Source organism: Zhongshania sp. R06B22, assembly GCF_040892595.1.
Taxonomy (GTDB): domain Bacteria; phylum Pseudomonadota; class Gammaproteobacteria; order Pseudomonadales; family Spongiibacteraceae; genus Spongiibacter; species Spongiibacter arctica.
In genome coordinates this window covers 1,551,994-1,566,070 of the sequence record NZ_JBFRYB010000001.1, presented here as the reverse complement: position 1 = coordinate 1,566,070, position 14,077 = coordinate 1,551,994, and the positions used below count along the sequence as shown (strand labels likewise).

The window sequence follows — 14,077 nt, the reverse complement described above, 5'->3', positions numbered from 1 at the left end:
GGGTTTTGCCCATGGCAATTGCAACACATGCCGCTGCGGCAGTATTACCTTCAAATCAGTCTAATAGCCCTTGGTATACTGATGCTGCGGCCACAACTGAAACTAAAACCACCGCGACTACGCCGACAAAAGCAAAGAACGTCATTCTATTTGTGGGTGACGGTATGGGCGTGTCTACCCTAACTGCCGCGCGTATATTACAAGGCCAGCAAAACGGTAATTCCGGTGAAGAAGGCTATTTAAGCTTTGAAACCTTTCCCCACTCGGCCTTGGTAAAAACCTACAATGTGGATGCACAAACGCCAGATTCTGCCGGTACCATGACAGCCATGATGTCAGGCGTAAAAAGTGATGCCGGTGTCTTGGGCGTTGCTGAGAATATTGTGCGTGGCGATTGCACTACCGTCAGCGGCAACGAGTTAATCACCGCTATTGAGTTAGCCGAAATAAAGGGTATGTCGACAGGTATTATCTCTACCGCGCGCATCACTCACGCCACCCCCGCAGCCGCTTACGCGAAATCGGCGGACCGCAACTGGGAAGACGACGGTGATATGCCCACCGCCGCCAAAGAAGCGGGCTGTGAAGATATTGCATCGCAGTTAGTAAACTTTGAAGCCAACTTAGAAGCGCGCATTGCCAATAGCGATGTTGATGGCTTAGACGTGGTCATGGGCGGTGGTCGCCGCAGCTTCCTTCCCAAAGACGCCGCCTTTAATAGCAGCGATGCCCTCAGCAGTGTCGAGGGTGACCGGACCGACGGTCGCGACCTTACCGCTGAATGGAAGACACGCTACCCCGCTGGCAATTATGTCTTTGATCAGAGCAGCTTTGACGCTGTAGATGCCAGTACTGCCAGTAAATTGTTTGGTCTGTTTAACGAATCCCACATGCAATACGAACAAGATCGGGGCAATGATGTTGCCGGCGAGCCGTCCTTGACTCAAATGACCAGCAAAGCCATCGACATTCTCAACAACAATAGCAAGGGCTATTTACTGGTAGTGGAGTCTGGCCGTATTGACCACGGCCATCACGCAGGCAGTGCCTATAGCGCATTAACAGATGCCATCGAGCTATCGAATGCGGTACAAGCAGCAGTAGATGCAACTAACCCGGAAGAAACCCTGATTATGGTCACCGCTGACCACAGCCATGTGTTCACTATTGCCGGCTACCCCAAACGCGGCAATCCGATTCTAGGCAAGGTCGTCGCTGTTGGCGAAACTGAACCCACCAATGCTGCCGACGGCATGCCATACACAACGGTGGGATACACCAATGGCCTAGGCTTTCACGACCTTGGCGCAGAGACAGATGCCGACGCGGTATACTCAAAGGGTAATCAAGCAGGACGGGCAGATCTCGGCAGTGTTGATACTGAATCGTCAGGCTTTCACCAAGAAGCATTAATACCGCTAGGTTCCGAAACCCATGCCGGCGAAGACATTAGCCTTCACGCCCGCGGCCCAGGTTCGCAATTTGTACACGGCGTTATTGAGCAAAATATGGTGTTCCATATGATTAACCAAGCCCTCGATCTGCTGACCGGCGAATAAGGAGAATGGCAATGAATCACATTAAAATAGCGATATTAAGCGCTGCGATAGCAGGTCTTAGCGCCTGTGGTGGCGACGACGGCCGCAATGGCGTCAACGGTAATAATGGTGCGGACGGCAACAATGGCATCAACAGCCTTATTACCCAAACTGCACTGCCGGCTGGCGACAGCAACTGCCCTGGTGGCGGGGTTCAATTTGACAGCGGCCCAGACAGTAACAGCAATAGTAATTTAGAAAGCAGTGAAATTACCGACACTAAGTTTGTTTGCGAGCCTTACACAGCGCCAGAATCTGTCGATCTTATCGGCAACACCCGCAACAACGCCTGGTTTAGCGATGCAGAAGCAAAAATAGCCGATGTCACCGCGCCTAATTTGACCCGCGGCGCGGCAAAAAATGTGATCCTATTTGTCGGCGATGGCATGGGGATTTCAACCGTCACTGCGGCGCGCATATTAGAGGGCCAGCTCAATGGCAAACTGGGCGAAGAGCATAACCTAAGCTTCGATATGTTCCCTTACAGCGGTTTAGCAAAAACCTATAACGTCGACGCCCAAACGCCAGACTCTGCGGGCACCATGACGGCGATCATGAGCGGGGTTAAAACCGACGTCGGTGTGATTGGCGTGAACGAAAATATTGTTCGCGGTGATTGCACTACCGTGGCTGGCAATGAACTAGTGACTGCGCTTGAGCTGGCAGAAATCGCCGGTAAATCTACCGGCATACTGTCCACTGCCCGCATCACCCATGCAACACCCGCAGCAACATATGCAAAGTCTGCTGACCGCAACTGGGAAGACGACGGTGATATGCCCGCTGCCGCAAAAATTGCTGGCTGCGAAGATATTGCCTCGCAATTGGTGAATTTTGAGTCAAATCTAGAAGCCCGTATCGGTGGTATTAATGTCGATGGCATCGACGTGGTAATGGGCGGCGGTCGTCGCAGCTTCTTGCCAAAAGATGCCGCCTTTAATAGTCCAGACGCCGTGAGCAGCGTAGAGGGTGATCGCACCGACGGTCGCGATCTAACAGCAGAATGGCAAACGCGCTACCCCCAAGGCCGCTACATTTTCGATAAAACCGGCTTCAACGCAATTGATACCGAAAGCACCAGCAAAGTGCTGGCACTATTCAATGAATCGCATATGCAGTACGAAGCTGATCGCAAAAATGACGTCGCCGGCGAGCCCTCATTGCGCGACATGACCGAGAAAGCCATTCAGGTCTTAGACAATAACAGCAATGGTTTCTTCCTCATGGTTGAGTCGGGTCGTATTGACCATGCTCATCACGCCGGCAATGCGTATAACGCACTGACCGACACGATCGAGCTTTCTGAGGCCGTCGCCAAAGCCGTTGAGCTAACCAATAGTGATGAGACGCTAATCATTGTCACGGCTGACCACAGCCATGTATTTACGATTGCGGGTTACCCCAAACGCGGCAACCCGATTCTGGGCAAAGTCGTAAACATCGGTTCAACATCACCCACGCTTGCCGCAGATGGTATGCCCTATACCACTGTTGGTTATACCAACGGACTAGGCTTTCGCGACCTCGGTGATGAAACTGATGCTGACGAGGGATATAACTACGCAATCGACACCGGCCGCCAAGACCTATTACTGGTAGACACCCAATCACCGGGTTTCCACCAAGAGGCCTTAATCCCACTTGGTTCAGAAACCCATGCAGGTGAAGATGTTGGTGTTTATGCAAAAGGCCCTGGCTCTGCATTGGTTAGCGGCACGAATGAGCAGAACGTGATATTTCATGTCATGAACTACGCTGCAGACCTTGTTAATAAAGCCAATGGCAAGCAAGTGGCGCCTTAATACAATAATAATTTAATAAGTGATAAGCCTTCTGGCGCCAGTGCAAGCCGGCGCCTTTATTAATAAACAGCAGCCGAGTTTTCACCAAAGTACAAACTTAGAATTGGGGATTTACCTTGAAGTTACACACCTATTTTTCAACACTATCACTGCGCACAATCTTGGCAGCGACAGCTGTCGTCACCGGCATGACAATACTTCTACCGGCAGCCTCCGCATCGACCTGCAATACAGACACACCCATCAGCGCCCATTACCAAATTAGCAAACATGCCGAGGCCACCAAGCCAGAGAAATTTGACCACATGGTGCTATGGCGTCGCGCCAATAGCGTTGCTGAGCAATACCCCAAAAGAGCCATTACCGAATTATGGGAGCGCAACCGCAGCAATAGCATTAAGTTAAACCGCTACTTTGACGCATATCAGCGCGGTATTGAATACGCACCAGGTGAAATTAAAGACCTAGGCAGCGACGACGATTGGAGTATGAAAAATCAGCTAGTCGCCAACTCCCTGCTCGCCAAAATGACCTTAATAAAAACAATAGGCAGCGGCTGCGACCGCGAAGAAATCTACACCTTGAAAGACCCTCAGCAGTCCATCACGCTAAACTGGCTACCCACTTATAGACTCGTTAAATCGTATACGCGCAACGCTAAAGGCCAAACCGCCACTTGGTTGCTAACAGCGAAGAGCACCGACATAAAGGTGATCAACGCCTTTTTTGAGGAGCATCTAGATTACCAAACCACAGACTACGCAGACATTGGCGACAATGAATCTGACCCGTTTCTGAAAAAGATGATTAATCTAGGGTTTATCGAGCACGGCAGTTCCGGCATGTATGACGCCCAAGGCAATGATATTGGCGGCGAACATCACCACTGAGCGCGGCTCTCAAAAGTCACTGCCTAGCCGCCATGGCGACCCTATCGTGACTAGTTGAATATCGACGGAGGGGTATCAAACGAGGAGTTTAAAAGGAATCGAGTGTCTGTCTATTTCGTTATTCTAAGCTTCAATTGCAGGTGATCGGGCGCCAACAAAAACTCGCCGGCAAGCACAATAAACCAGCCTAAATTTGAGGCTTGGTGCGCTGGTAACGCAGCACTTGGCCTCTAAATTCCGCGTTTAAAAAGCTGCTGGTATCCGGCTTATGCTGACTATGCACATAGCCTAGAGTCACCATTCGCTTACTAAAGGCGGCGTGATTAAACCGCGCCGGGTCGACCATAATCACTTCGCAGCAGGGTTTGGCATGGCGCTCAATAAAATCTGATAGCAGGCTAATATGTTCCCGCTCATACAATATATCAGCGCCAATAATCACATCGAACTTACCCAAACCGTCAGTGATATCTTTCCAATCAGCGCGCAAATATGGGATTTTCGCGCCGCTATTTAAACGGACATTTTCTATCAGAAAATTACCGGCCTCGGGATGAATATCCGTGGCCGTAATGTCGGCGTGACGCGCATTGAGCAATAAACTAGACAAGGCCATACCACAGCCCACTTCTAAAATACGCTTACCTGCTATCTCGAAGCCCGCCATTTCATTGGCTAACACCGCACCAGAATCCCAGAGCACCCCAAACAAGGGCCATTGCGCCGATGAGATGCCGAGGGCCTCGGCTTCGCCTAAGGTATCTGCAAACTGTTGGTTATCGCGAAGACTGCGAACGTGTATATCAAAACCACTAACGTCGATGGTCTGGTAACGAAGACGAATAGATTCCACAACGTACTCCAGGCTGTGGGCATAAGCCGCGAACCAAGCTGGCTCACAACACGCGCACCCGTCACTATAGACGCATAAACGATGTAAGTCTTGTGAACTAATGTCGCCGCCCAATATGTACACCCTCAACATGCTATACGCATCATCCCCTATTCCTCAAAATTCCACGCCAATAGCCCCCAGAGAAAAGCAAAATATAGGAGCTTATTGATATCGTTAGATAATGTGACTCCGTTCTCACTCACGGTGACTACGTATACCGACCTCGCCCAATAGTCGGCAAGATTAACTCGACTCTTTCACAACGCTCTCATTTGCCTAGGTGACCAAACATGAAAAAATTACTCGCTTACCCACTACTACTCGGCTCCGCACTACTGTCTATTAACGCGCTTGCCAATGTCGCACCCGCTTGGCAAATTGACGAAATATCAAAATCAACCGGCTACACCACCGAAGGTGAGAACACTGCCAACCATCAGTTCGGTTTAGTAAAGCATAGCAACACCTGCAGCAGCGACGAGCTATATGTGAGCTGGTCTAGCAACAGCAGCGATGTTTGGTCTTTAGCGGGCCAAACGGTAACAATGGATGCCAATTTTGACGGTGTCTCCATGTCTATACCCCTTCAAGTTGTGGCGATCCGACCCACGGCAGGAAATAGCCACGAAGTCATCATGGGGCATGTCTTTGCCAATGCTGAATTGCTTGACCTGATGTCACATTCCGATGCAGTAAATATGTTTATGCCTGCGACTAGCGACGTGTCACATCATTTTGCAAAGGGCAATGATCGGTTCTCACTCGCCGGTTTTAATGAAGCCCGCGCTAAAGCACTTAGCCGCTGTAATAGTAAGAGTTCATAGCCAAGACTAGCGCCTGACGTCATCCGCCATAGTATTAACGAGCATAAAAAAACCGACTCTGATGTCGGTTTTTTTATGGCTGATATTTTTAGATCAACTCTTTATTAGATCTAAGAATAACTTAGCTTTAATAAGCCTTACAGTGAGAACGGCTTAAACAGGTGCCTTGGCCCGGGATTTATATTCGCCGCTGCGGGTATCGATTTCGATCCAATCGTCTATTTCACAGAAGTCTGCCACCTTGATTTCTGTACCGTTACTCAATTTTGCAGGCTTCATCACCTTGCCGGACGTATCGCCACGGGCCGAACCTTCGGTATAAGTAATTTGACGGACGATCATGGTCGGCAGATTGACTGAAATAAGCTTACCTTCGAAGAAAACTGCATCGCAGATATCCGTCATACCATCAACAATATAGGGAAGTACGCTTTCTATGTCCTCTTCCTTGAGTTCGTACTGATTGTATTCTTCGTCCATAAACACATAGGTGGACTCAGCGACATAGGAGTATGTTACCGGTATACGCTCAAGGATAACTGGCTCAACTTTATCGTCACTCTTATAAACAGTTTCCGTGGTCGAGCCACTCAATAGGTTCTTCAACTTCATTTTTACGATGGCGCTATTCCGACCTGATTTAGTAAATTCCGCTTTCTGAACCATCCAAGGCTGGCCATCAATCAAAATCACACTACTGGGCTTCATTTCTTGTGCTGTTTTCATAGGTTTATCCAAATGGAAAATGATATAAGCCAGCTTTTTTTTGGCTTGCTATCATACCCAATTCTGATAGAAATCCACTAGTGATTGCGCAAGATTTTTTTGACTCTCTAAAGCAGCACACCAATCCTCTGCATGGCCCGCCATTTCTACTCCTCCAGCGAATAACTCACCTCCGCCAAAGGGTGCTATTTGGCCGCTATTCCACGCTATCCAACGAGCCACTAAAGTCGCTTTTTCATCCACTCCGAGGCCGGCGGTATAGGAGCTTAAAAAGGCGTCTAATTTTATTAAATGGGCGTCGTCCTCCTGCCGGTAGATATGCCACAAAAAGGGCCTCCCAGCCCATTGAGCACGAACAAAAGAATCCTCGCCCCTAACCACATTAAAGTCGCAGCTCCAAAGCAGTCGGTCATAATCACATTGACTCAAAAAGGGAATAAACTGAATAGCGACATTGCCCTGCCTATACACCCGAGCAAACTTAAAAGCGTCCTCCCCCAGCCACCCGCAAACATCCGCTACCACCCGACCCTCTGGCACCAAGATGTGATAAGTCAGGTCGCCAGCGGACATGGCATTCAGCCAAATAGGCAGCGCGGGGTTCTCATAACAAAACAAGGACACGAGCCTTGCGTCGGGAGCCGCAGACACCGCAATGCTCTCGAGAAAAGTCGCTCTGGCGCTGGCGCTGCGCTGAAATTCCCGTCGCCGCCGCAGCAGGCCAGCTTCCCGAAGTAGGCCGCCAGTAGCAATATTAAAACCGGGAAAAAAGAAGAACTTCTGCAGGCCATTGGCTTGTAATGATGGCAGGCCATGACACGCCGACACCCACTCCTCTGCGCTCAGATACTCTAAATTCAGCCACAGGGATGGGAACTCTCGTACCGCCATTGCCGCAACATAGTCTGCGGGCAACTCACAAGCAAAGGTTTCTAGCACCACATCAGCTGGCAGCACATTCGCAGGCCAAGGAGCTGGCCATAAATGTAGCCACACGCCGTCAACGAAACGCGGCAATTCGGCGGAAACATCAAGACCAGCGCCACCAGAGACCAGATTAAAGGTGGTCAGGTCGTCGACCCATAGTCGCACGTCGGCGTCATACTCTACCGCCAGTTGCCGCGCCAAACGCCAACAAACCCCAGCATCACCGTAGTTATCGACGATGTGACAAAATATATCCCAGCTAGTGCGCATTGCAGGCCTGCGAGAAAGGACAGCGAGTATCGTTAACGATCTATGCCTCAGCTAACTTTCGCAGGGTAGCCGTAAAGCTGGTCAGCACACGACCTTCCTGCTTGAGCACGCCGCGGATAAACCCCATACGGCCGGTCTCTTGAATTAACTCAATCTCTGCCAATATGGGCAAACCCACGCTACCACCGGCAACATATTGCAAGCTCATATCAATAGTCACCACCCGCCGCAGCGCCACACTGCGATTTACATATAGGGGCAGATACAATACCTGCTCGGCACGCGCGGCTAACAATCCGCCATGAAGACCGTTCTGACCATTTTGACTGTGGGTATTGGTTTCAAATAAGGCCTCGGCCTTGCCCGCAGCGATTTTGCGAAACTGATAGGGATCAAGAAGACTATCAAAGCTATCGCCCTCTGGCATGGGCATTGCCATCCAGTCTGAAGATTCAATATCGGGGAAATACACTGGGTTTAGAGCTGTCATCTGTCGTTAAAATCCTTACCGCTAAAATCGGCAAGATATCATAGTATGGGTCACAAGTTGGCCATAATTTATTAGTCTAGCTGCGATTTAGCGAGGGATTTACTCAGAGACGTGCACCGCCACTATAGCCACCTTAGGGATAAGGGATAGGAGTTTGATAAACGAGTCTTCCCGGCGTGGCGCACTACAACACTTTTCTTTTTAAGTAGCAGGCACCGGCTATCTTGCAACTTTGGCGCGGGGAAGTACCGGCTCACGTTTCTCTAGAAAAGCCGCTAAAGCCTCACGATGTTCATCGCTATTGCGACAGCGCTGGAAGTTTTTAATTTCTTCAGCAATATAGCTATCGCAACTCAAGGCCTCGGCATTTTTAAGGTTATTTTTGATACAACCCAGAGCATTGGTAGGGCCATCGGCTAATCGCGTGGCAAGACTCTCGACCTCACTACACAGCGACTCAGCCTCGCAAACTTTGGTAAGCAGGCCATTTTGAAAAGCCTCATCCGCGCTATAAGTCGGACAGAGCAAACAGAATTCGCGGGCTTTGCCCGCGCCCATCCATTTACTTAAAAAGTAGGCCGCGGCGAAGTCACCAGACAATGCGATTTTCGTATGCGCATATCCCAAGGTTGCGGTGTTATCCGCCAGCCGGAAATCACAGGCCAAAGCCAACGACAAGCCCCCGCCCACTGCCGGGCCACGAATCATGGCGATGGTCGGCTTGGGCATTTCATGCAGTAACATGGCCGCTTCCGCACCTACCCTGAGCAAAACCTCAGTGGAATACTTACGAGTGTGCTCTATCCCCAAGGCCAAATTTTTAATGTCGGCGCCAGAACAAAAGGCATCGCCCGCGCCTTCAAGCACTACTGCCCCAATCGAATCATCTTGCGCTGCGTCCCGCAGGCAGCGGTATAAGGAGGTCACCATTTCTTCATTTATCGCGTTCTTCAAGGCCGGACGGCTTAAAATGACGTGCAGCACTCTGCCGTGACGACGTGAATGAACGGGACCAATCTTATTGCTCATTATTTTTATCCTATTAGCGTCTAGCTAAACCTACTCGAATAGAAGCCTATGGGCACAAAATACGGGACAATGTCACTAAAAACAATCTATATAGCAGCGCTATTTATAAGCCGGACTGGTGTGCATAGGCATTTTTCTAAACCGCAGCAAATATGCTCGATTTGATCCCATTCTTGCTAGCTAGCTATCGATGCCCAGGCCCAACCGCCCTTTTGTCATCGTAACGTGGCGCATTAAACACAAAAAAGTATCAAGTTGGATAAAGAGGGCAGGACTGTAATGCATCTACAGGCTTGTAATGCATCGCCGGGTTGAGCATGGAGAGAAGCTCTCGCCGCCGCGTTTACGTCACCGGTATGGCTGCCAGTGACTTAGTATATAGAAAGGAGTATTCAGGGTAACGACAACCATCCGGTCATCATTTAACTCTCAGACTAGCAGAACATTTATGCCGACCCCCGGGCGTCTATTTAACATCGGCTTAGTATTCGATCTTAAATAGACGCGTCCTATTGACTGGATCTGGCCACTATATTCGGCAAGGAAACACTAAGTCTCGTCGTCTTCGGTATCGTCATTGGTATTGCGAAGCTTTAACTGCAAACCCTTGAGGAAATTCCGCAGAATTTGGTCCTTACACTCACGGTAATGTTTGTGCTCTGGCTTACGAAAAAAGGCACTCAACTCGTGTTTACTGATTTTAAAATCAGCTAAGGCTAAAATAGCCATCACGTCTTCTGCCTTTAGACTCAATGCTATTTTCAATTTCATGAAAATCATATTATTGGTCAAGCGCTTTTCTACAACCGGCTTTTGGCCGTCTTTGGCGCCGCGCATATCAGTGATTAAACCATTAAGAAAGGCTGCCATTAGGAGATCACTGCATTCTTCATAGTCTTCATCGCCTTCTTTTTTAAGCCAGGCACTGACTTCTTCTCGCGAAACATGGTGATCCGCCAATCCGTAGATCGCAATCATCTTTGAGTCATTAAAATCAAAGATGTAACGTACTCGGCGCAACACATCATTATTTACCATTCTACTTTCCTATTTTCGTACTTAACTTTCAATCATCGGAACGGCGAGAGCCCTCTTTAAACCGACGTTTTCGCGCTTTCATATCTTCTTCTTTCTTTGCCTTTTCCTCAGCCACGACCACGTTTTCGCGCTCAATCATCGCTGGGGTTTCAAGACTAATACGCCCTAGAGTACCGGCGCGCAACTCATTAATCAGCACTTCACATATTTTATGAAGATTTATTCGACCGCCCGCCGTTAAGGCGCCGCGACGCAGAGCTGCAGCTTCTAGAAAGGCTAATTCGGTATCGGGAACACTGTCGAGTTGGTAGCGTGCTTTAAGAAGTTCTGGGTAGGCCCGAATTAAATATTCGGCGGCGTAAAACCCCACATCATCAAACTCCATGGCGGTATTTTTAATCGCCCCAGTAACGGCTAAGCGATAACTACCATTGGGGTTTTCAATTTTTGGCCACAGAATCCCAGGGGTATCAAACAAGACAATACCGCTACCCAAATTAATTCTCTGCTGACTTTTAGTGACGGCTGGTTCATTGCCCGTTTTAGCAATCAAGCGATCGGCTAAAATATTGATCAGAGTCGACTTACCCACATTGGGAATACCGACGATCATGGTATTAATGGTTTTTAAACTGGCGTCTTTCGCCGGAAACATTTTTCGGCACAGTGGAATCAACTGCTTTATTTTGGAAGGCTCATCCGTGGTCGTAGTAAAGGACTTTACGCCACGATCTTGCTCAAGATAAGCCTGCCACTCTGCAGTGACCTTAGGATCAGCCAGATCGGCCTTACTCAGTACTTTGATACAGGGCTTATCACGGCGCAATTTTGCGATGGCAGGGTTTTCACTGGAACTGGGAATCCTCGCGTCTAAAACCTCAATCAGCAGATCAACCTGAGGCAGTACCTCGGCAATCGCCTTTTGCGCTTTGTACATGTGTCCCGGATACCACTGAATCGCCATCGAATACGCCTTAATCATGAAAGGCGCTATTGTACGTTAAGCAGACCACATTGGGTAAGCACGGTAGCTATTAAGCGCAATTACTCAGAAATTAACCGACACGCTATAACACTGCGATGGTATTCGGGGATAGGCGCCAGAGCGAGACCGTCCAATACTCAAACAACACCCTATAGTAGCTCTGTTCTAGCTCGATCACCCTCAGAGAATACCGCCACCAATGAATAGCGCATAAATGCACCACAGGTGGTCAGATAGTCGCGGATGCAATGCTTAACAATGTCAGCAAAGCGCTCATCCTTAAATTTCCAATAATCAGATTCGGCGAGATACGGCGTCACCGACGACATATCACAGGCAATACCGTAAGCAGACTCCTGCTGCTTGGTATCGTCGGTCATCACAATACGCAGCACACGGTGGTCATCGAACTCAAAAATCAGATACAGCGAATCATCGTTAATATTTTCGGGCATGACGCTAACGGCTTTATCCACGCAGGCAATGATTAAGGGTTCTAACTCTGTTTCAAGCTGCGCCGCGCTATCTGTTACATAGACGTATTCTGCGAGCTTGCCGCTAGGCAGAACACTCATATCCCAGTTCACTTTCATTGCTATAAACCCTTCACATACTAATAAAAACAAGAAGGGCCTTCCTGCAAGCAGGAAGGCCCTAGATTTTTGCACAAAACGATGTGCTAACGGATACTTGCTGTGGCTCTCTCAGCCAGATATTCAGCCACTTTCTGCTTTTGATAAAGCTGCGCCGAACTCGCAATATTACCGCCCTTACCAGAAGCTAGCCACCGCTTAATACGGCCGGCATCGCCAATCGGGCTGGTTTTACCAAAAGAATCCAGCATCACAAATAATAAGGATTTGCCGTCAACCTCGGCCTTCATTACCAAGCAGCGGCCAGCCTCATTCAGATACCCGGTTTTACTCATGCCAACGTCCCAGCGTTTGTAACGCACTAGCTGATTGGTATTCACATACGCTAAACGATAGGACGGGCGACGAAAATTAGCGGTGTGCGTAGCCGTCGTCGAATACTCGGCAATGACTGGGTATTTGGCCGCCGCCGCGATCAATTTGGCCATATCTGCAGCCGTCGACACATTGTGATGTGACAGGCCGCTACTATCTACAAAATGGCTGTTTTTCATGCCCAAGGCTTTGGCTTTGGCGTTCATTTTGGTAACAAAGGCGCTCATGCCACCGGGATAGTTTCTGCCCAACGACGCAGCCGCGAGATTCTCTGAGGACATCAACGCCAATCGTAGAACTTCGCCACGAGGTAACTCAGAGTCAACCCGAATACGGGAAAAATAGTTATTAATCGCCTTGCGATCTGCCTGCGAAAAACGAATAACTTCGCGCAGTGACTGCTTAGAATCTAATACCACCATCGCCGTCATCACTTTCGTTAACGAGGCAATGGGCTTCACGATATCAGCATACTTTTGGTACAAGACCTCGCCACTGTCGGCATCTACGACCATGGCACTCACCGAGGCCAACTGCAAATTGGCTGGATTAAGCGTTGTTTTCGGCTTATCAGATGCCGCACCCGCCGCCATTGCGGGGGACAGCAATAGCGATAAAAATAGCGTAATCATTATTCTCTTCATTACGTCACCGTCTAACTATATTATTAAGCAGAAGTTATCATGGCCGTCAGAGCAAAACTGCCGACTCAGTCAATATTACGCTAAATCCTCTGGCTCATCGTCCTTAAGACGCAGTGTGTCTAAAATCTGATCTACCGCAGATCGATCCATTTCACTATCTTCATCCGCACAGGCATAACTTATCAATAGCAAATGGCCACCACCGAGCAAGAACCACTCGCGAATATAATCACCGTCTTCTAGTGTCTCAAATTCCCAACCACTGTAATCATCGCCTATTTTGCACGCTTTACCTTCAGCAAGTGGCATACCAACTTCTTTGATTAACGCCTTTAAATCTTGCTCACTTGCCGGTTTGCCGTGCTCGGCCTGCAAACTACTTAAACTAATACAGCCCAACTCGTCCTGATCAAAGATCAGAATGCTATCTTCATCCTGCTCGGTACGCCATTCTTCGGGCAAACCAATGAACCACCAATCGGATTCAACTTCCTGCATAATTTTTGTCCCAATAAATTCGCTAAACGCTTCGATTTATTCTATTTACAATAACGGAAGATCGGCCGACATCAATACCGCGTCTTCGTGGCCGTCCCCAAGCGGATAATATTTCTTGCGAATACCATCCTCGGCGAAGCCTAGCTTACGATATAAGGCTCGCGCCACTGTATTGGATACCCGAGCCTCAAGCAAACAGCGCTGTCCGCCAAACTGCTGCATCCACTCCAAACCTTCAATCAGTAAATGGCGGCCAACGCCGCTACCACGACTATCGGTATCGACCACAATATTTAATAAACTGACTTCATCTAATACCAAGCTATAAGCGCTGATAGCTAATAATTCACCTTCATCCCAATAACCCAGACAATGGTCGTCTCGAAGGCTTCGCAACCAATTTATCCGCCCCCAGGGATGAGGATCAGATCGAGTTTCTATTAATAGACATTGCTCAAGATGTTGAATACCAAGCATAGCGACACGCGACATG

General features: G+C 48.9%; 15 protein-coding genes. 4 read left to right on the top strand and 11 right to left on the bottom strand.

Annotation, left to right across the window (positions count from 1 at the left end; translation table 11 throughout):
* The first annotated feature begins 11 nt into the window (after window positions 1–11).
* The 3 genes from AB4875_RS07110 (at window position 12) to AB4875_RS07100 (ending at window position 4,290) form a co-directional block, all read left to right on the top strand.
* The gene (locus AB4875_RS07110; protein ID WP_368375358.1) at window positions 12–1,559 is read left to right on the top strand and encodes an alkaline phosphatase; all 1,548 of its coding nucleotides are present in this window, start codon (window positions 12–14) and stop codon (window positions 1,557–1,559) included.
* An 11-nt stretch (window positions 1,560–1,570) separates the two neighbouring features.
* Complete coding sequence (locus tag AB4875_RS07105; protein WP_368375357.1) at window positions 1,571–3,400, top strand: alkaline phosphatase family protein; 1,830 nt, start codon at window positions 1,571–1,573, stop codon at window positions 3,398–3,400.
* Between the two features lie 116 nt (window positions 3,401–3,516).
* Window positions 3,517–4,290, top strand: a complete 774-nt coding sequence (locus AB4875_RS07100) for a hypothetical protein (protein WP_368375356.1) — start codon at window positions 3,517–3,519, stop codon at window positions 4,288–4,290.
* A 187-nt stretch (window positions 4,291–4,477) separates the two neighbouring features.
* On the opposite strand, the gene AB4875_RS07095 is transcribed toward AB4875_RS07100, so the two are convergent.
* Complete coding sequence (locus AB4875_RS07095; protein WP_368375355.1) at window positions 4,478–5,143, bottom strand: class I SAM-dependent methyltransferase; 666 nt, start codon at window positions 5,141–5,143, stop codon at window positions 4,478–4,480.
* 332 nt (window positions 5,144–5,475) lie between these two features.
* Between AB4875_RS07095 and AB4875_RS07090 the strand changes: the two genes are divergently transcribed.
* Window positions 5,476–6,009 carry a hypothetical protein gene (locus tag AB4875_RS07090; RefSeq protein ID WP_368375354.1) on the top strand — a complete coding sequence of 178 codons (534 nt, stop codon included), beginning with the start codon at window positions 5,476–5,478 and terminating at the stop codon, window positions 6,007–6,009.
* Window positions 6,010–6,162: 153 nt separating this feature from the next.
* On the opposite strand, the gene efp is transcribed toward AB4875_RS07090, so the two are convergent.
* From efp to AB4875_RS07040, 10 genes are all read right to left on the bottom strand, one after another.
* A complete protein-coding gene (gene efp, locus AB4875_RS07085) occupies window positions 6,163–6,735 on the bottom strand; it encodes an elongation factor P (protein ID WP_368375353.1) in 573 nt (190 codons plus the stop codon).
* A gap of 51 nt (window positions 6,736–6,786) precedes the next feature.
* Window positions 6,787–7,932: an elongation factor P maturation arginine rhamnosyltransferase EarP gene (earP, locus tag AB4875_RS07080; protein ID WP_368375352.1), complete on the bottom strand. Its 1,146-nt coding sequence runs from the start codon at window positions 7,930–7,932 to the stop codon at window positions 6,787–6,789.
* A gap of 40 nt (window positions 7,933–7,972) precedes the next feature.
* Window positions 7,973–8,422 carry a PaaI family thioesterase gene (locus tag AB4875_RS07075; RefSeq protein WP_368375351.1) on the bottom strand — a complete coding sequence of 150 codons (450 nt, stop codon included), beginning with the start codon at window positions 8,420–8,422 and terminating at the stop codon, window positions 7,973–7,975.
* Window positions 8,423–8,641: 219 nt separating this feature from the next.
* Window positions 8,642–9,451 (bottom strand): enoyl-CoA hydratase-related protein, encoded by an 810-nt coding sequence (locus AB4875_RS07070; protein WP_368375350.1) that lies wholly within the window; start codon window positions 9,449–9,451, stop codon window positions 8,642–8,644.
* A 549-nt stretch (window positions 9,452–10,000) separates the two neighbouring features.
* Window positions 10,001–10,489, bottom strand: coding sequence for a YehS family protein (locus AB4875_RS07065; RefSeq protein WP_368375349.1), 489 nt, complete (start codon window positions 10,487–10,489; stop codon window positions 10,001–10,003).
* 28 nt (window positions 10,490–10,517) lie between these two features.
* A complete protein-coding gene (gene ylqF / locus AB4875_RS07060; RefSeq protein ID WP_368375348.1) occupies window positions 10,518–11,471 on the bottom strand; it encodes a ribosome biogenesis GTPase YlqF in 954 nt (317 codons plus the stop codon).
* A 152-nt stretch (window positions 11,472–11,623) separates the two neighbouring features.
* Window positions 11,624–12,067 carry a hypothetical protein gene (locus AB4875_RS07055; RefSeq protein WP_368375347.1) on the bottom strand — a complete coding sequence of 148 codons (444 nt, stop codon included), beginning with the start codon at window positions 12,065–12,067 and terminating at the stop codon, window positions 11,624–11,626.
* A gap of 86 nt (window positions 12,068–12,153) precedes the next feature.
* Window positions 12,154–13,086 (bottom strand): D-alanyl-D-alanine endopeptidase, encoded by a 933-nt coding sequence (gene pbpG, locus AB4875_RS07050; RefSeq protein WP_368375346.1) that lies wholly within the window; start codon window positions 13,084–13,086, stop codon window positions 12,154–12,156.
* A 75-nt stretch (window positions 13,087–13,161) separates the two neighbouring features.
* Window positions 13,162–13,584, bottom strand: coding sequence for a hypothetical protein (locus AB4875_RS07045; RefSeq protein WP_368375345.1), 423 nt, complete (start codon window positions 13,582–13,584; stop codon window positions 13,162–13,164).
* Between the two features lie 45 nt (window positions 13,585–13,629).
* Window positions 13,630–14,076: a GNAT family N-acetyltransferase gene (locus AB4875_RS07040; protein WP_368375344.1), complete on the bottom strand. Its 447-nt coding sequence runs from the start codon at window positions 14,074–14,076 to the stop codon at window positions 13,630–13,632.
* Window position 14,077 lies beyond the last annotated feature (1 nt).